At 49.8% G+C, this 19,696-nt stretch carries 14 protein-coding genes; all 14 read right to left on the bottom strand.

The features are described 5' to 3' along the window. Positions 1-210: 210 nt before the first annotated feature. The 14 genes from AXX12_RS09935 to AXX12_RS09865 all read right to left on the bottom strand — a co-directional run bounded on the left by AXX12_RS09935 (position 211) and on the right by AXX12_RS09865 (position 19,696). Positions 211-675, bottom strand: coding sequence for an OmpH/Skp family outer membrane protein (locus tag AXX12_RS09935; RefSeq protein WP_066241713.1), 465 nt, complete (start codon positions 673-675; stop codon positions 211-213). An 81-nt stretch (positions 676-756) separates the two neighbouring features. After that, positions 757-2,043, bottom strand: a complete 1,287-nt coding sequence (locus AXX12_RS09930) for a hypothetical protein (RefSeq protein WP_156478626.1) — start codon at positions 2,041-2,043, stop codon at positions 757-759. A gap of 327 nt (positions 2,044-2,370) precedes the next feature. Then, positions 2,371-4,119 (bottom strand): BamA/OMP85 family outer membrane protein, encoded by a 1,749-nt coding sequence (locus tag AXX12_RS09925; protein WP_066241708.1) that lies wholly within the window; start codon positions 4,117-4,119, stop codon positions 2,371-2,373. 23 nt (positions 4,120-4,142) lie between these two features. Next, positions 4,143-4,703 carry a hypothetical protein gene (locus tag AXX12_RS09920; protein ID WP_082816793.1) on the bottom strand — a complete coding sequence of 187 codons (561 nt, stop codon included), beginning with the start codon at positions 4,701-4,703 and terminating at the stop codon, positions 4,143-4,145. A 584-nt stretch (positions 4,704-5,287) separates the two neighbouring features. Next, on the bottom strand, positions 5,288-5,926 hold the full coding sequence (locus tag AXX12_RS09915; RefSeq protein WP_066241703.1) for a sigma-70 family RNA polymerase sigma factor: 639 nt from the start codon (positions 5,924-5,926) through the stop codon (positions 5,288-5,290). Between the two features lie 333 nt (positions 5,927-6,259). Further along, positions 6,260-10,585, bottom strand: a complete 4,326-nt coding sequence (locus tag AXX12_RS09910) for a translocation/assembly module TamB domain-containing protein (RefSeq protein WP_066241700.1) — start codon at positions 10,583-10,585, stop codon at positions 6,260-6,262. Positions 10,586-11,127: 542 nt separating this feature from the next. Continuing rightward, positions 11,128-12,414 carry a TolC family protein gene (locus AXX12_RS09905; RefSeq protein WP_066241697.1) on the bottom strand — a complete coding sequence of 429 codons (1,287 nt, stop codon included), beginning with the start codon at positions 12,412-12,414 and terminating at the stop codon, positions 11,128-11,130. 120 nt (positions 12,415-12,534) lie between these two features. Further along, positions 12,535-13,818 (bottom strand): MlaD family protein, encoded by a 1,284-nt coding sequence (locus tag AXX12_RS09900; RefSeq protein WP_066241694.1) that lies wholly within the window; start codon positions 13,816-13,818, stop codon positions 12,535-12,537. Continuing rightward, positions 13,815-14,573 (bottom strand): ABC transporter ATP-binding protein, encoded by a 759-nt coding sequence (locus tag AXX12_RS09895; protein WP_066241691.1) that lies wholly within the window; start codon positions 14,571-14,573, stop codon positions 13,815-13,817. Before AXX12_RS09895 ends, AXX12_RS09900 begins: the two co-directional genes overlap by 4 nt. A gap of 13 nt (positions 14,574-14,586) precedes the next feature. Further along, complete coding sequence (locus AXX12_RS09890) at positions 14,587-15,351, bottom strand: MlaE family ABC transporter permease (RefSeq protein ID WP_066241689.1); 765 nt, start codon at positions 15,349-15,351, stop codon at positions 14,587-14,589. A 283-nt stretch (positions 15,352-15,634) separates the two neighbouring features. Then, entirely contained in the window at positions 15,635-17,410 is a 1,776-nt protein-coding gene (locus tag AXX12_RS09880; RefSeq protein WP_407922254.1) for a SpoIVB peptidase S55 domain-containing protein, read from the bottom strand. Positions 17,411-17,443: 33 nt separating this feature from the next. After that, positions 17,444-17,752, bottom strand: a complete 309-nt coding sequence (locus AXX12_RS09875) for a hypothetical protein (protein WP_066241680.1) — start codon at positions 17,750-17,752, stop codon at positions 17,444-17,446. A 38-nt stretch (positions 17,753-17,790) separates the two neighbouring features. Further along, the gene (locus tag AXX12_RS09870) at positions 17,791-19,212 is read right to left on the bottom strand and encodes a phosphodiester glycosidase family protein (protein ID WP_066241677.1); all 1,422 of its coding nucleotides are present in this window, start codon (positions 19,210-19,212) and stop codon (positions 17,791-17,793) included. A 169-nt stretch (positions 19,213-19,381) separates the two neighbouring features. Then, positions 19,382-19,696, bottom strand: coding sequence for a rod-binding protein (locus AXX12_RS09865; protein WP_066241674.1), 315 nt, complete (start codon positions 19,694-19,696; stop codon positions 19,382-19,384).

The raw sequence follows: 19,696 nt of genomic DNA, 5'->3' as shown, positions 1-19,696 counted from the left end.
GGTTATTTTCCGCAATACGGCGTTATCGTCAATCGGCGTACTGTCGGTACACCTCATTTCTCCGCCTTATCTTGCGAAAACTCTCCTCGCTAGCCTATTACAGCTTTAGCTCCGACACAGTACTAGTGAAGAGCCGAGCGCGGCAATTGCCGGCCCGGCCCGGTTCATCGATCTTCAGGAAAACGGGAAAGGAAACTAAGCATTTCTTGCTTATTTACTGAATTTCTTCAGTACATCCTGAGTAATGTCCTGGCCGCCGTAAACAACGACTTGTTCTGGCAGGACCACTGTCAGACCTTTGGCATCGGCTACCTCTTTAATGGCGGCGTTGACTTTGTCCTGGATGCTGGTGATTAGTTCCTTTTCCTTCAATTGCAGGCGTTGTTGGAGTTGGGTTGCATATTCTTGTTTTTCTTTATCATTAGCCATCGTTGCTGATTTCTCGTTGAAGTCTTTTTCTGCTTGAGCGCTCTCTTTTTTGAAGTTTTCTTGCGCTGTTGCATAATCAGGATGACCAGTCATCAATGCTTGCATATTAACTTTGCCGACATTGGAGTTCGGAGTGGCAGCATGTCCTGTGCCGGTTTGCATAACCGCCATACCGCCCACGCCCAATACAAACATAGCTACCACGGCGAGTGCGATCATTTTTAACATCTTTTTGTTTTTTAACATAATTGTTCCCCTCTCTTTTTCGCCTTACGGCGGCATCTATCATCTGTCCTATTATAGCAGGAACAGGCTAGTGGGTTCAATCTAAAGTTGCCCAATGACGCGGATGAAATTCTCGTGTGGTCGGTGGACAAGCTCGGCGCTGAGGAAGTCATGCAGTTTATAGCGTAGGCCAATCTCATCGTCGTCTTTCTCTGAGGAACGGTCGAAGCGCAGCCGCCAATTGTCACCAAAACGGTGTTCCAACCACGCATAACGGGAGTTGTCAGTCACGTTAAATCTGGCTCCGACAACAGTATTGGGTCCGATCTGATGGCCCCAGCCGGGGCTGAACTGCCATTGCATGGTGTTGGTGATCAGTTCAACCTCAACAAACAATTCATCCTCAGGGGAAACAAATTTGCCTGCATGCAAATGCCCTGAGGTGTTTGCATTGTCGCGTCCCATGTCAAGTCTGGCTTCGGCATTGACACGGTATTTCCGGCTTTCTAGCTGCAGGTGGATTTGTGTATCCGGACCAGGGATCAGTTCGCCACGGACATTCAGAAGATAGGACTGGGAGTAAGGATGAGATAGGGCGATTTGCTCTAGTTGACCAGTTAACTCCAGCTGTTTACGGGAAACGAATTCAGTGGGTAAGCCGCGCAACGCCTTGGCAAAAGCTTCAACGTCAGGCTTCATTTCGTATAGCAGCAGATTGGGCATAGAATCAGAGCGAAGGGAAACCATAGCCTCACGCACGACCGCGCCAACCGGAGAAAACACCAGCCTGACCTGAGTCTGCTCACCAGGCACGATATCCACTGCCGCCCGGTACTCCGGCAAACGCGCTTCAACCAGCTCACGGATACTGTTTTTGGCTACCGTATCCGCCCATTCAAGCGAATCGACCGGCAGACCAAGCAGGATGCCGTTGATACTGGCTGCCAAGTCACCGAGCTCATCACGCAAAAGCGGAATAAACAGCTTGTCTACCGCTGAGAACTCAATGTTAACCTGCACAGCACGAACCCGCTCCCCCCATGGTTCGAGTACGATGGCAACCTTTGTCGCCACTCCAGGCGTAATGGCAACTTGCTGAACCGAATAGCCAACCAAGACTCTATCAAGAACCTCTTGCATTAAGGCTTCATACGTCTGGTGAGATTGACTGATTAGCTCAGTTTTCTTACCCACCAGCAAGCGTTGACCAACAGTCTTAACACTAGCCTCAATCCGCCGCAAGACTCGCGGCGTCGCTGGAGGATTGGCGGCAATATCGACTCTAATTGTTTGAACAGTGTCGCCCTCTGCGGCGTATGCGGCTCCCGGCAGCAACACCGCCAGACAAACCGCCACCAGCACAACTACGAGCGTTATTTGTCGACTCAAGGGATTCACCGTCCCCCCTGCACAGCGAGTCAGGCCGCCTGGCCTGACTCGAGTGGTTGTTTGTTTTATCACTACACCTGTTACTTTGTCTCAGACTTCTACGTAATCCAATTCGCTGCAAAGTATATTATTACTAAGCTGCGAAATTGGGGAGACGCAAGCCTAGCTAGGCGGCCGATGGGGGATGACCGGAAACGTACGTTCAGCGGGTACGTTGAGGATCAGCACCCGTCGGCCAAGTGCGCAGTTCTTAGCGCTTTAGCGCTCTAGAAATGCGGCCTACCCCTTGCGGGTGCAACGCTAGGCGCCGCGTATCGCCGATTTCGCTTAGAATTGGCCGCCGAAACTGAAGTGTGTGCGTGTCCCCTCATCACCTTTAGCGACATCAAGACGAATTGGGCCGATCGGAGTCTGAACGCGTACGCCGACGCCAACGCCAACTTTTAGGTCATTGAGCTTATAGCCTTCATTTTCCCAAGCGTTGCCGATATCAGAGAAGACAACGCCCTGTACTTTTTTGGCAATTGGGAAACGGTACTCGACAGATGCAGCCAGCATTTTGTCGCCATTGAATTGATCGTCCTCATAGCCACGCAATGTGTCAGAACCGCCTACCGAGAACCGACCACTTTCCGGCATTTTGCCATCTGCATAACCGCCTGTCACCCGCAAGGCAATGACGTGGTCTGGGCCGACTTTCCAGTAGTTGCGGTCTTCAATTGTATACTTGTTGAAGTCAAAGTCACCGCCGAACGCTTTGCCGGCGAACTCAGCAGTCAGTGAAACGCGACTGCCTACAGTCGGATTAAACACATTGTCGCGGGAGTCGTAAATGCGCGCCAGTGTCAAACTATTGGTTTGGCCGAAGTTGTCGGCCAAGTAGTTGGTGTACTCTGATGTCGGAGCGCCTTTCAAGTCCATACCATCCACGTGCTCAACATAGGTATCCTTGCGTTGCTTGAAGGTCAGGTAGTTCTGGATATACTCACCGGTGGGACGACCCAAGGTGATATCCCAGCCTTTGCGGTTACGGTCATAGGTTGAGAAGTAATCGCCATTATCATCATAGTCATCGTAGCGGTTAGTCATATCATAGATATTGAGACCAAGAGAGGTCTGCTTGGCATCAAGCCAAGGGCGGACATAGCTGAGGCTGTAGTTGTTGCCATCATTGGCCTTGCCACCGAACTCGAGCTGGACATTCACTTGATCGCCAATGCCGCGGAAGTTCTTGTCACCTAAGCCGAGGATGCCGACCATGCCATCTGATTCACTATAACCAGCGCCAATGGAGAAGGTGCCGGTTTTTTGTTCAGTAATCGTCAGTTCCAGCACAACCGCATTTGGATCACGGCCTGGAACCAGTTTCATGTTGACATCCTCAAAATAACCAAGGTTGTACACTCTTTGCACAGACCGTTTCACTTTATTGATGTTGAAGGGTTTACCCTTCTCTACTTGATACAGTTCACGACTGATAACAAATTCCTTCGTTTTCTCATGACCCTTGATCACGATGTCTTCGAGCATGCCTTCATTCAGCGTAATGGTTAGCACGCCTTCCGGACTGGTGGCCACATCGGTGACTTTCGCCAAGATATAGCCTTGGTCGTGATAGTATTTCCGGATTTCCTGAATGTTTGCTGAAAGGGTACGGGTGTTGGTGACACTGCCTTTTTTCAAGGTAATCATCGAGCGTAGTTTGTCTGACGTCACGACAGTGTTGCCCTTAAACACAACATCTTTCCACACCGGATTTTCAAGAACAGTATACACTACCTTGACGCCTTCCGGCACTGGTGTGAAGTTGACCGAGACGTCAAGGAACTGTCCCAGATCGTAAATTGCTTGCATGTCCAATTTAATTTTTTCCAGATCATACTTGTCGCCAGCTTTGACTTTGACTGCCGCCATAATCTGGTCAGCCGGGACGTTGGTGTTGCCGCTCACGCTCACCGATGTGACCGTTTGGCCGGTAAAATCGGCAGCAAAAGCCATGGGCGCTACGGACGCCAGCAGGCTAAGGCAGACGACGGCCACGATCATGAAGCGTGAATAATGTCTACGAGTAATCATGCATAACCTCCTCGAATCATGTGTTATTCTCCCCGTAGGGATTTGCCGGCTGCCCGAATTAGACTTCTCATCTCTTCAGACGATACTGGCGAACGCTGTTCACTATTGGGAACGGCTACTGGTTCAGGTCGTTTTGCCTCTGCTTGTTGTCGCAGGGGAGCAGTCTGAACCGCGGGTTCTGCCTCCTGTCGTGAGACGACTGCCGACGCTGGCGAGGCGACCGGCGGTTGCAAGGAAATCACATTATTCTCGATAGGACCAGGGCGGATGACAGGCTGCGAAACCATGGTTGAAGGCGCGGGTTGGATACTGTCGTTATCATTTGACTGATTATACACGCCATAGGCAGTGCTGGCAAGCGTCACAGCAACGATTGCAGCCAATCCATGGCGAAGAGCGGGATATTTTCTCAGCCATCCCCGGTTTTGGCTGGTTTCTTGCGCATGCTGTAGTTCAGCCTGAGCCAAAAACAGATTCAACTCGCCGCGAACATCGCGATCTTTATCAAACGATTCCTCAGCCCGCGTCAGCCATTGTCGGGCTGAGCGCAAGTGTTTGGTTTTTTTTTCATTCTGCTCTGCCAATTCTCTCACCCCTATCAACCACATTCATATAATCAGGAGAGGTGGGGGTTATTTGACTGGTCAAAATCGGGCAAACCGGGCTGGTAATAGCGATTATCTCGCCTTATCATCGATTATTTATCACTTTTAGCTTTTTTTCGCGATATCGCGCCATTACCAGAGCGTGTTTCAAAAACACGCAACCATAAAAAAGGAGTCTGTTAGAAAATGTCCAGATGTCGTTACATATGCGACTAGCTGCGAATTGTTAGCAATAGCATGTCGGTTTCGCTAGGAACAGCGAGGCTTGCGCAACGTTGTTATCTATGCGACGTAACAGCAATTGTTGCCACCTAGTTTGTTAGCATCACCGCGTACACGGGGTACGCAAGCAAGCAAACGTAGTCGTGATTGCGCAACTCTTGGCGCTTTAGCGCCTTTCACCGCTCTCGGCCATCCATGGCCTTCGCGGTACCTGGACGTCCTGTCCAATGGAGTTGGCGGCATACCCCTCGCGGGTGCAACGGTCGAACGCTATGCCATCCTTGGCGCGTTCGACACTAGCGCATCCGTGCGCGTCGCAGATGGGCGTTTTGTAACAGACTCTACCAGTGTTGCATCAGCTTTGAGAGCATACCTCTAACTCGCCTCACACCCTGTTTTTGCAGACGATAGATATGAGACAGGCTTAGGTTCATCGTTTCAGCCAATTCTTTAGGTTCTTGCTCCGCGAGATAGACTCCGTTCAGGACTAACCGTTCATTGGCAGGCAGACGCTCCATGGCTGTCTTCACCTGACTGACCAAAAAATTATTTTCTGCCTGGGCAGCTACTGTTTGGTCTCCGTCCAAAAAACGATTTTCAAGAGTGACAGATTCTTCGTCATTAAGCGGGCTATCAATGGATAAACAGCGCAATTCGCCTTCCCGTTCGGCATAGTTAAGTATCCGGCCCCGGATACGGTGCACAGCGTACAGACTAAAGGCCACATTTCGGTCAGGGTCAAAGTTCTCCACCGCTTCAATTAGACCGATAGTGCCCTCCTGGATAATATCCATGATCGCCGACTCATTGCCACGCCAGCGCGCAGCTGTTTTAAACACTAACGGCTGATAATGCTCAATCAATGTACGGCGGCTGTCATGATCGCCGTTTTTCTTATATAAACGCCACAATTCTCGTTCTTCTTCAGGTTCAAGCATGCGTACTTGTTTCAGTTCAGCTAAGTATTTATTCAGCGACATGTATTCCACCTCCCAGGAGACCTAATCTTAATTATTGTAGTATACTGTTCTTTTGGAACAGCCAACTTGTTGAGAAAGCCAAGCGCGCGCAGACTTTGTTACCTATGAGCTTGATGCTAGTTGAGGAAAGAAAGTATTATAGCATCAGTACGTGTCGGGTACGGCAAGCGCGCTCCCGCAGGGCTGATTGCGCAACTCTTGGCGCTTTAGAGCCTTTCACCGCTCTCGGCCATCCATGGCCTTCGCGGTACCTGGACGTCCTGTCCAATGGAGTTGGCGGCATACCCTTTGCGGGTGCAACGCAGATGGGCGTTTATCAACGGCCTGATTGGATTAGAATCGAAATCTCATACCAATGCCTACTTGAAGCTCTTTAAATTCATCAACATCTGCGGTCAAGCTCATGCTTTTAGTTATGTCATAGCGTGCACCATAACTTCTCTCACTGGAGTTGACGCCGGTCGTATAACGAAGTAACAGGCGGTCGGTAAAATATTTGCCGATTTCAATCTTGTATTGATCTTGATCAGTTATAGTCTGGTCACTCGTGAATAGCGGGTTAGACGACGACCCTCGAAAGACACGGAACTCGTCAACGCCCAAACTGGTACGGAACATGTCTTCTACCTCGGCAAAGAACTGCAGTTGCAGTCCGGCGTCCAGCATGCTGACCAATTCATCGCGGCCAAGGCTGGTATCGCGTTTGCCAGAGGCTTGTCGTTCACTAAATTTCTCGCGCAAGGTCAGCAAAGAAAGTATCTCTTGCTGGCTCATTTGCGGATCTGAGGTCAACTTGAGATCCATGGCTGTGACTGGGCCGTTTACCGCCAAGTCCACATCTGTCTGTTCAAGCCGGGTCGAAGCCCTGAGGTTGATGACCGGCTCAAAGGAACGAAACTGGGTAAACGCGACAGTCGCCTCATTGATCTTGAACTGGGTCCGCAAATAATTAAGAGTGCCGCGCAGGGACTCAATCTTCCCTGATACATCCGGTTGTTGCAGACTACCATTAAAATGAACCTTGCCCTCGACCCAAACATCGTAAAGCACAGGGTTGTATAGACGCACTTTCTCACCAACCACCAACTCTACATCCATCCCCATGTCAAACGTCGTATTTGCTGATGACGTCAGCGGCACGACCGGCACATTGACAGTGGTGTTGGCAAGAAGCAGTTTGCCGGCAAAATGTGGCATGTTTGCTTTTTCGCTTAAGGTCAACATCCCGTTGACTGGGCCTTTGAAGTACTTATGTGTTAGTGATACTTTATCAAGCATCAGTGACATGTCATAGTCATGCAAAGCCATGTCACGAACAACAGCCGATCCGGTAAGCTGGTACTTGCCAGCCCCTACGGCGCCCTCAAAGGTACGTAACTGTATTGTATCATCTTTAAGCTGAATATCAACCGTTACTTTCTGGATAGGTTCTTCAATGCCAATAAACTTGATGGTGCCATCTTTCACCGTGATTTGCCCATTTAAATTCGGTTGGAATAGACTGCCTGTTACTTTGACTTCGCCCTTGGTGTCACCAGAAGCAGTCGATATGGCATTACTTAAGATGGGTAGTATGCTTAAATTGGCATGATCTAGACGGAAGGTCAGGTCCATCTCATCAGCAGCAGAAGCCTTTTTGCGGCTTTCTTTATTCAGCGCTGCCAGTGGAATGACGCCATAAGCGCTGGCTTTATATTCCCCTTTAGACAGCAGCAATTGATTAACCTGGATTTTTCCTTGATCGAGAATAAATAGGCCGTACAAATTATCAAAGCCGGCGTTATCGATACTGCCATTAGCGATTTCCAAGGAAACTGCGGTGTGGGGATTGGCTGTTTTGCCGGAAATCTGAGCGGTAAAGCTTAGTTTACCTTTGGTTTCGATGCTGGCATCAAATAATTTGGCAAAGAAGGCGGCATCGATGTCACGTGCGCCAGCCTCAATATTGATGTCTCCGCGCAGATCAATCTTGCCTTTGGCTGCCATCAGGCCATCGCTCTGTTTGACCATTAATTTTTCGAGTTCAATTACGTGATTGGTCAACGACGCTTCAAGCTCAATGTCGCCGACGGTATAGCCTTTAACTACGCCTTTTGCAACCGTGCCGCCAAATGTGGCGTTCGGGTTAGCCAGGGTACCATTCCAAGTGAAATAACCACTGAATTCCCCTTGCAGCACCTTATCGTCTAATTTAGCTAGAGCAGCGATTGCGGAGGCTTGGGCTTTTTCTACCCGTAACGAGCCATAGATTTCTTCTGACGCCAGATTGATACCGCCGGTCAAGCTAAAGGAAGACTGGCCCTGGGCAAAGGTAGCGCTGGGGAAATCAAGCAAAGAGCCATTCAGGTTAAGCGAGGCATCGACTCGCTCAAATATTTGACCATTAGCCGTGAGTCTGGGAATGATCGCCTGGCCAGTCAATTGCGGATTGGAAAGTGTACCGGTTAGGCTTATCGCTAACTCGGCTTTACCGTTGACAGGGTATGGGTAAGGAACAGGCAACCGGGCCAAGTCGACGTCACTACCATTTAGCGAAAGCGCTAGTTTGCCTGTTGTTGTGACTGTGCCATTGATAATAACTTGGTTATCCAACGAGTTGATAACAGCATCTTGAATCTCAACTACTCCGTCGCGGAAGCGGTAGGCGCCCTTAACACTATTGAGCAGATAGCCCCGCCAACTGCCCTCAGTCAAAGCTAGTATGCCATCAGCCGACGGGTTATCGAGTGTGCCAGTAATTGAGAGATCGTGCTCGACATTGCCTGTAACCACTTCGCTAAGCGACAGAGGTTTTAACAAGTTTTCCATCCTAGCATGACGGGTAGCGATTGCCAAACTTAGGTCTTTTTTGCCAGTAAGTTGGATACTTCCTTCTATCGTATGCGTGGTCAGACCATTAACGGCCTGGAAATTGCGCAGAATGACTTTTTCGCGGCTGACCTCGGCCGCTCCGGTCAGACGTTCAAATGGTTGTGACAATATAGCGCCATGCTCCGCAGTTAGCGCCAGTACTAGCTGAGGATCAGCAAGCTTGCCGGTAAGCTTGGCGGTAAGCTGCAGTGAGCCTGAGGCGTGCAAGGCGGCGGGCAAAGTTTGTGTGAGCGCCTGTAGCGGTAAATTGTGGCTATCAACGTCAACGGCGATCAAGTCTTGCTTTATGTCATAGCTGCCTTTCGCGCTGACCATGCCAGAATCGACCACAGCATTAAGATAATCTGCAGTCAAAATTCCCTGTTGAAGGTGAAAACCGCCATAGCCGCCTTTGAATGGAACGCCTGCCATTTTTCCTTCACCCAACGTCACGGTTCCGGTAGCATCAGCAGCACCTAGGGCAAATCTCCCACGCAGCAGCATATCAAAGTCGACTCTCGCACCAGTATCAGCCAGACCGGCTGCTGACGCCAGTAAAGCGCCATCCAACTGTCGGCCGGAGAGACGTAAGTCGGAGGTCATTGTGGCAAGATCAATTACGCCATCGGCAGCTATCTGGCCATCATATAGGCTGGCTTTAGCGCCAATCAGCTGCAGCAGGCCGCCGCTGTAAACAAACTGTGTTTCGGCATTGGCAAACTGGTAGTTTTGGTATCTGCCCGCCGCTATCGAGAGTCCACCTTGAGCTTTGAAATCAGACTGTGTTCCCTTAACATGGACATCAAAGGCGGCCAATCCGCTTAGGCCGTTCGCCACTGGCAAAGCGCCAGCATCAAACGCTTCAGCCGCCAAATTCAGGTCAAATACAGGTTGATCGGCACGATAGGTAATATCACCGCTTAACCGAAGTGGCTGTCCCCAGAGATGCATATCGGCATTATACACATGTACTGTGTTGTGATCAAAACTAACAAGTCCAGAAGCCTTTTCCACCGGAATATCGTCAGCTTGACCAGCTAGGTCTTGGATAAAGGCTTCACCGGAATAGCTAATGTCTTCCTTTTCCCGGATCAAGGTTATTGAGACATTTTTAGCTTGTCCAGCCGTAATTTTCACTGAATTAGTTGGCAATATAGCCTGATAATCTGGCAATGCCAAGCTGTCAATACTGACTGTCAACGCGTCACGGCTTTTACCGTTAACTGAGCCTTCAACTACGAACCAAGCGCCATTATGATTGCCTTTTAGGTCTAGCTGAATCGATGGCTTTACAGCAAAGTCCAGCGTCCCATTTAGGTTATCAGCCTGATAATTGCCCTGTTTCTGGGTCTCGACAGACAGCCAGCCGCGATTAACGCGTACTAGCCCGCCGAACTGCTGTCCGCCGGACTCCGGATCTTTGGCCAAGTCTGCTAGATTCCAGCCCATATCGGCGCGCTGGCGCAGATATAGGCGCGGTGATTCTATGGTTACGCCATGTATTGCATCAACTGGATTTAAACCAGTCAACAGCAATATCGGGTTGAAGGTAACATTCAGGCTGTCGGCGGTGGCCATCACCGCTCCTTGCTTATCGAGCAGACTGATGCCGGTAATAGCAACACTGCTAATGCCCTGTATTTCAATTGCATCGACTGATACCGAACCGCCGAGAGCTTTTGTCACTTCTTGCTCAAGCATGCCGCGGGCACCGGCCATCACGGATTCGCTTTTTGTCTGCCAGGTGGCAACCAGTGCGATGGAAGTTGCCAAGATGACCAGCAGAACAACAATGAAGGCCTTTCGCATCTTGTAGACCTCCTGCCTGTTTAGTAGAGGCTGTTAGAAAATGCCCATATGCGTTGTTGCCAGAGCTACCGGTCTCCTCAACGTACCCGAACTGTACGCCTCCGGGCCCGCCGGCTCTAGCGCCTAGCCTCTGAACATTTTCTAACAGCCTCCCTACTTTTATGGTTGCGTGTTTTGAAACACGCTCTAACAAACTACTTTTAGCACAGATATATATTACTTTCGACAACTGGCAGTTTGTTCCTGCTGGAAAATTAAGGATATTGACGAAGAATATGACTTAATCGCAGAAGGGGATCTAAAGAACGAACCGCAGTACGCGGTTGGGGCACGTAACCGCAGAGTACGCAGAGTACGCTGAGGCCACCAGCAGAGGGTCACGGTATAATATAAGGACATGCAATCGAGCCCTCCGTAACCCTCTGCGACCTCTGCGTACTCTGTGGTTAACCGGTATTTTCGTCTTTCTGTTTTTCATGCAAAACAGAAAGGGGAAGATTGGCATTACTACCAGTCTTCCCCTCCTTGGGTCAATATATTACTTATTGTACTTTAGCGCCGATGGCTTTTTCCAGTTTGGCTCGGCTAGTATTGTAATCGTACAGAGACTGGATATAGTTTGTCTTGGCTTGGGTCAGAGCGACTTGGGAGTCAATGACGTCAAGGTTAGTGCCAACACCGCTGGTGTAGCGAACTTGAGCGATTTTGTAGTCTTCTTCTGCTTTGTTAACAGCAACTTGACTAGTGGCAATACGCTTTTCAGCTTCCTTCAGATTGAGGAATGCCTGCCGGACCTCTAGCTGGGCAGCGTCTTTGGCTTGTTGCTGCTGTTGGCGGGCTTTTTCCAAGCTGGCCTGAGATTGTCTCACTTGGCTGTTGGTCAGACCTGAGTCAAAAATATTCCAGCTGGCTTTAACACCCACCGACCAGGTGTTATTGTCTGTACCCGGAAATTTGGTATCAGACCAGCCTTCTGAGGCGCTGAGACCAATTGTCGGCCGGTAGCCTGACTTAGCACCATTAACGCCTTCCTCAGCAACAGCGACACTAAGCTCGGCTTGCGCTAAGTTAGGGCGATTGACCATCGCCTGTTTTATGGCTTGCTCGAGTGTCAGTGACACTTGTTCATATTTGAGTTGGTCTTTAACATTAATTTGCGTTTCAAGCGGCATTCCTACCACATTGTTGAGATTGGCGATTGACAGTTCATAGCTATTTTCCGCTTTAATCAAGTTTTGCTCTGCGTCGGCGACCTCTACTTCAGAACGCAAGACATCAGTTTTGGCAACTGTGCCGACTTGATATTGGGCCTGAACGTTCTTTACGTGAGCGTTGAGGCGGTCGACGGATTCCTGGTTAAGTTTCACCATGTTAGATGCCTGCAGCACATTGTAATAGGCGCTGGTAGCGTCGAGGCGAATCTGTTGTTTCGTATTCTCGAGGCCAAGGGCGGCAGAGTCATTGCCTAGTTTGGCTTGCTCAATCGCGCTTTCGACTTTACCGCCAGTGTAGAGCGGCAGCGACAAGGAGATCCCATTCTCAAAATTGTTGCCAGTTGAGTCTTTCAGATCCGAGTGAGAACGTGACGAGGTGTGTCCTAAACTTAGCGTCGGGGCTTTGCCTGCTTGGGCTTCTTTGACCGTCCAGGCAGCTTTTTCTTTGTCCGCTTCGGCAACTTTGATGGCCGGGTTATTGGCCAGTGCCAAACGGATGCTTTCGTCGAGCGTCAGTTCATAGGGTGCAGTTGCGGCAAAGGCTGTGTTTAGCAATAGACAGCCGCCGACTAGAGCGGACGCCAGCCGTCTGCTCCAAAGGGTATTTTGCGCCATGGTTTTTAGCCTCCTGATAGTGCATTCGCACATCGTTAAATTCATCGGAAATAACAAATTGACTACTCAGTCAGACAAGTTTCATTATACTGGAAAACAATTTGAGTGTCAATTGGATGTTTAAAACGATCGTTTAATTCCAAAGAAGCTGATACGCTCGGAATGACGGTTAATGTTGTCGGTCTGGCCGACTAGGTAGAAGTTTTGACCTAGCAAGTATTGTCCGCCGAGGCGAACCTTACCATCGTTAGGATCATAGAAATCGACCGAAAGAGCCAGTTTTTCCCCCAATCGTTTATCAAGACCGACACCGGCACGGTTGTCAATGACACCAAAACGGGTTGTCCATGAATCCTTATCCTGTCCTAGTTGTAAATTGAGTTTATCCGTTTCGCCGATATCGCGCACGCCAATCAGCGCAAAGTTTCGCGGTGATGTCCGCAGCTTTAAATTGGCATTGGTCTGGTATCTACCATCACCATCGTTTTCACTGTAAAGGATTTCTACTGAACCTTCTGTTTTTATCTGATCGATTTTCGTCAACATTTTGTTGGCTTTTTCGCTGGCGTCACGGGCATTCTTTAGCGTTTCGCGGATACTGCGGGTTGTTTCAGGGTCGGTGGCGACTCCTTCGAGGGCGGCAGCCATTCTCTCGACCCGGGCGGAGGCGTTTTTGACATTGGTCAGGGTTTCTCTCAGTTCAGTGGCAGTACGGCCATCATTGTCGACATCAGCCACTAGTTTGTCAATACGGCCAGAAGTATTCTTCAGATTTTCTGACATCAGTCGCAAGTTGTGGACAGTCTTTACGATATCCTGTTCGCCGCTTGCCGCCATCCGGACCAGACTGGCGCTGAGCGCGTCCAGATTCGCGGTCAGGCTGCTGATGTTAAGAGCAGATTCACGCAAAGCGGCTTTTACTTTCTCGTCACCGATCACTTCATTCATCGATTGTATCATTTCATCGGCTTTTTTCAGCACTTTGTCGGCTGTGGCGACCAACTGATCCAACCCGGCAGGGTCCTCGCCGCGCACCAAAGAATTTGGCGCTAGGTCGCCTTCCGGTTTGACCGGCGGTGTAATCTCGATGAATTTCTCACCCAGCAAGCCGTCTGAGCCAATGCGGAAGGTAGAACCTTTCGGGATCTTTGCGCCTGAGGTGATTTTGGCCAGTACTTCGATCCCATCTGGTGCGATTGTCATTGCCTCCACTTTGCCGACTTCCACGCCAGCATAACGAACCACGTTGCCGGCTTTTAGGCCTGCAACTTGAGTGAAGGTTACCCGCACCGGATAACCGTGCTCGCCATAGTTCATGCCACCGATCATGACAATCATCCCAGCTAAAAGAATAAATGCAATTAATGTTATAGCGCCCACTTTTGCTTCCGTGCTGAGGCTCATGGTCGGAATCTCCTTTCGGTTTTGTAATCAGGTGTCCAGCCCTGAATAAATTTCTGCACCAGGCGATTCTCTGATCGTCTAATGTCATCAATGCCGCCTTGTTCGATAATTCGGCCGTCGTTTATCATGATCATGCGGTCAGCAAGATTGAACGCGCTTGACATATGATGGGTGACGACAATCGAAGTCACGCCGAGTCGGCGGCGAGTACTGGCGATGAGTCTGTCAATCGTGGTTGAGATGATCGGATCAAGTCCGGCCGTCGGTTCATCATAGAGAACAATTTCGGGATTGATGGCGATGGCCCGGGCCAAGCTGACGCGTTTTTTCATGCCGCCGGACAATTCATTAGGCATGTCAGTTTCGTGTCCGGACAGGCCAACCATGCGCAGTCTACTGCGAACTACTTTTTGAATGTCTTCTTCCGGCATGTCGGTATGCTGGCGCAGGCCAAACGCCACATTTTCGCCCACACTCATTGAATCAAACAAGGCCGAGTACTGAAAGACCATTCCCATATGGCGTCGCATTTGATTTAACTCATTTTCATTCATCGGCGATATTTCCTGGCCGTTAACCCAGATTTCGCCTGAAGTAGGCTTCAATAGGCCAATAATCAGTCGCAAAAGAGTGCTCTTACCGGAGCCGCTTGGCCCAATAACGACTAGTATCTCCCCTTTGGCGACCTCAAGGTTTATGTCTTCTAAGACGCGTTTGCCGCGATATGACATGTTTACATTGACTAGCTTTATCATGCGGTCTCCTCTTTTAATATAAAAGTAAGGATAAAAAATAATTGCTGATAAAAATCAAGATAATTGAAGTCACAACAGAGCTTGTTGTCGCCCTGCCGACGCCTTCAGCTCCTTGCTCAGTGGTCAACCCTTTATAGCAGCCAATAATAGCGATAATTGCGCCGAAAAACATTGATTTAACCAGACCGCCGGTAACGTCATTAACAACAGCAAACACTTTGATGGAATTGATATAAGAAAAGGAGCCGATGCCTGCGTAAAGTGTAGCCATCAAATAGCCCCCCAGAGTGCCGATGACGTCGCCGAAAATAACGAGAACCGGCAGCATAAACACACAGGCAACCAAACGTGGCGCAACCAGATAGGCAATCGGATTGGTGGCCATCACCCTCAGGGCATCAATTTGCTCAGTGACTTTCATCGAACCGATTTCAGCGGTGATCGCTGCCCCGACTCGTCCGGCCACGACAACTCCGGTTAAAACAGGCGCCAGCTCACGGCCCATGCCAACAGCCATAACGCCGCCGACTGAGGATTGGACGCCGTATTTGATAAATTCATGGGCGATCTGTACTGTCATGACCATGCCAGTAAACAACATTGTCAGCAAGACAATGGGCAGGGAATTGACGCCAAGATGCGCCATCTGTTGCAGGACATGCCGGGACTTCATCTTTTTCAGGAGAAGGATTGTTTGGCCAAACAATAGCGTGACTTCGCCCGCAGCTTCCGCTATGCGCAAGACAGCCCGACCAATCCCTTCCAACAGTGCGGTCATAGTGGCCCTCCTCATCCTGTTAATCCTATATATATTCAAGATTAGCGTATAATTCCCTGCTTAGACCGGAATTTTCCATCAGGGCGTTTGTTTCAAGAGTATCCGAGGAATTACTGATTAGCGCAATGATCGCTAGCGCCGCAAAGTGCGCGAAGGGATAAAATCCTACATCCGCATCGTGACGTTTGCGTGCTTCGCGGGCTTTGTGCTTACGTACTGCCACAGTTATCTTTTTGACGTCAAAAAAAACGCGCCCCATGCGGGGCGCGTTCAAGCTATTCGCTTATTTACCATCGCTCACGTTCAGTACGATTCGTGTATCGCCTTCGATAATATAATCAGTAGTCAGATGGGCTTTAGCTTTTTTCTCATCTTTCTTTTTCAGAGGTGTGGTGATAGTCGCAGTAGGTGTTTTCTTGAGTTCGCGTTTAGGAGTTGGCTTTGGTTCTGTATCTAGAGCGGGATTGGTTTTACCTGGTGCATCACGCCCACTGAGGAGTTCTTCTTCGTCAAGTTCCATGACTTCAACGACAATATCATTGTTGCGGTCCCGGCTGGAGAAGTCTTTGATCAGATCTTCAAAAGACTTATGTCGGTTCTTTTCCGGCCGGATCAGGTCTTCAACATCCTTCTTCAGCAATAACTGCAATAAGGGAACCATGCCACCGCCGCGAACAGATAGGATGAGCGGCCCGGCGGGCTGGTCTTTGGGTACAATGAAGGCCACAGTACGGATTACGGGTTGACTGCGATAGGGCTTCAACTTGACTGTGACTTGGACAGTATCACCAGGTTTTACACTCACAACATTCGCTTTCGCCTCTAAAATAGAGGCAGTGCGGCGTTCTTGGGTCATCTCAACATTGACATTCACATCAATGATATCAACTGGATGAAACTGGTTTCCAGCTAAGAGAGTCAGTGCCTCGTGCAGTTCAGCAATAGATGCCTCAGCAGCTCCGGTCGGGCTGTAGAACATGTTTTCCCGACGGAGAACTTCCCCAGGCATGTCTTTGGCTGTCAACTCAAAACTGACTTTTGCTGTTCCCGGACCAACCCGGTCGATGGTCTTGTCAACGATGTTATAGACGCCAACCGCAGACAGAATCGAGCCAATCTGCTCATCCTGAACCGCCCGGAAAAAGGCGTCCCGAGTCTTGCCTGTTGTCAGGTCTTTCACACTGACACGTACAGGAATATTGGAGGGAAAAACATCCAGTTCAGCGGCAATGCCAGCACCTCGGTCTTGGTTGACTGTGCCGATCGCATCGCCGGTCACGCCCAGCTTAAAGGAGTTTTCTAGCCCTTTCATGGCTGTGAAGATATAGGCATTTGACAGATAATAACCGGCATTGCCCTTTTTCAAAAAGGGATGACCAAAAGCCAATAGCTTATTGCCTTCAACATAGGTAACTGTTCCCATAGCGCCAACGCTGACATCGCCTTGTACCAACTGAACACCGATAGCGCTTCCTGGTTCGAGCGCCGGATAGATTGTATCCTCGGCAGGCTCGCCAGCGGCATAAGGAACCAAGCTATAGGGCTTCAGTTGCTCACCCAGCAAGTTTAGCGCCCGGTCGCTAAAACCTGATACCATTAGCGGGGTAGCCACAGGTTGCAACTGTTCTGAGGTATCAGCCAGTGGCGGAGTCGCACTAGGTGCATCTAACATTTTTAGCATATCAGCAATCGGTGTTACCATGCCAGTCTTGTGGTCAGTCAAGGACCAGCCATAGGCAACCGCACCAACGAGTTTACCGTCAATGTACACAGGGCTGCCGCTCATGCCTTGAGCAATGCCGCCACTTTCTTCAATTAAATCGCCATAGGTCCGAACCAGAATCAGGTCACCGGAAGGGCCCTTATCTTTCATAATGCCGAGCACTTCGACGCCAAATTCCTCAATCTTTGTACCTGATACAACCGTTTTAGCAATACCATGCATACCAGGCTTGACCTCTTCAATTGGCATGATGGCAGGCGCAGCTAGGCCAAATGCGCTTGGAAACAAAAAGAGTAGCGCCAGGAAAACAAGGCGCCACCTAAAATTTTTCTTCAACCCTATCATCCTTCCACGGCGGCCTGTCGGCCTTTACTTGCCTTTGGGCTCGATACGCACCGCAATCTCGCCCTGACGGACATCCGCACCAGGCTTAACCAAAAGTTCACGCACAATTCCGTCCGTAGTCGCCCGTACGGCGGGGGACGGTCCAAGGATTGTGTTAACAACAACAAGTACATCGCCCTCGCGGACAACAGAACCTGGTCCGATTGCTGCGTGGACTTTGCCGCTCAGCACGCTTTTCTGATCGATCAAATTCTCGGCGGCGGAAACCAGAGTGCTGGCGAAAATCGCCATGACAATTACTAACAGAATCATGATTTGCTGTTTGCGGGTCATCGAATCCACCTCCGTAGTTATATTATAGCGTATTTCGCTTAAATAGCAAGCTTCCTAGGCACGACTGCGAGTGCGTTGCCGACGCGCCGTTCTTTGCCATCTGAGGGCTTGTTGACAATACGACCTTTGACAATCATTTCGCTAGAGCCGCCGCCGTCCAGATTCATGGCGTTCACTGCCCCCAGTTCGCGCATAAATAAGGCCAGTTCTAGCAAGCTCATTCCTTTACTCAAGGCTTGTCGTCCATCAACGACCACCAGCAATATCCGGCCATCCTGAGTCAGGCCTACCGCAGTACGGGGTGCGCGGCCGCCGGCGACATCGCTGCCGAACTCCTCTAGCTTTGTCGTAACAAAGACATTGCCTTGCTTCACGAGCATCGGCCCGGCGCCAATGGCATGTAAGGTTTGGTCCCATACTGGGCCAAGGGTTTGCAAGGCCTGTACCGAATCACCAATTTTTAAGCCAGCTAGTTTCTGGGCAGTCTCGCCGTGCGCACTCAGCACATAGCCATTAGCAGGAATGGTGGAATTGCCTGGTTGGATAGCGGCAACGGCACCAGCAACAATCGTACACTCCAGGCCATAGCTGTTAGTATTAGTAGTGGGTCCCCAAAAACGGTTGTAGAGAATTAAACCGTTTTCGCCCCGACTCTCATTAACTCCGGATAGTGGCAGTTTAATTTCACCGGGAAATTCGGCCACCCCCTGGTAATTGACTTGATCAATCAACATTTTCCCATCCGCAGCCATACCCAATGCGGTTCGCGCGAGGTTTGTGGAACTGATCACCTCATCATCCATTTTCAATAGACCAATGATGTCGCCATTAGGAGCAAAATAGGAGGCGTTGACCGCAGCCAAAACCTCACTGCGCAATAGCACGTGTGAAAGTGGGTCAATACCGAGCACGTTTTGCCTGACTAACATTGGTTCCAGCGTATAGTCTGACTGGGGTGATATGTCCAAAATATGAATATTCAGGGGTCCGGCTTTCCCTGGCTTGTACCAGGAGGTATAGCGGATGCCTGAAGCGATTTCCTGTTCAATTTTCTTTTCTTTTAACGTGGTGATGTCAATGACAATCCGGTGCGGATTGGCTAGAGTAAAAATTTTATAGGTAACCGGCTGACGGCAGTCGATCACAACTTGCGCCTTTTTGTCGGCAACCGTGTTGACAAACTGCACAGCTGATACGGCTGGATCGTTGATTGCCTGAGATTGAATGCCAGATTGGATCGTGGCTTTATCAAGTTCAACAATTACACTGAATAAATCGTCTTGCTGAGTCGCGGTATATGAAACTGGATCGCTCATATCCAGAACAACCCGAACTGTGTCGCCCGAAGCGTGATGGCGAACTTTCTGTAATACGGGACTGTCAGGAGCGGCCCATACCGTCTGTGCCAGGATACAAAAGCAGATGGCAGTTAGTAAAATTTGACGAATTTTTGCGAACATCCTTACCTCCGTGGTCAGCGCGATGGTTTAGAGGCTGTTAAAAACGCTCATATATGTTACTTCAGGAGCCTGCGAGGTCCTCAACGTACCTGTATTGTACACCTTACACCTCCGGCCCACAGGCTCAGGCGTCTAGTCTCTGAACATTTTTAAGCAGCCTCATTTTACGTTATGATTGCGTGTTTTTGGTAACACGCTCTACTTGCGCTGGCTGCGCCAGCTGTCGATATAACATATCAGCCAAGCCAGAGCCGCCAGCGCGAGCCATGTTTTGCGTCATCTCGGAGTCGAGCATGGATTGGACAATTTCTTGCTGGTTGCTGTTGGTTAACGTGTTCTTGGGAACAGTGGCACGCATGCGGCTAAGCAGCATATTGAGAAAGACGGCTTCCATGTCGCGGCAGGCTGCCTTCAGTTTTTTATCTTCAGGGCTTTGCTTTGGTGTAGTTGCGCTTCCGGTTGTGCCGATGCTACGAATGTCCAT

Source organism: Anaerosporomusa subterranea (assembly GCF_001611555.1).
Lineage (GTDB): Bacteria > Bacillota > Negativicutes > Sporomusales > Acetonemataceae > Anaerosporomusa > Anaerosporomusa subterranea.
This window is presented reverse-complemented; position numbering and strand designations above follow the sequence as displayed.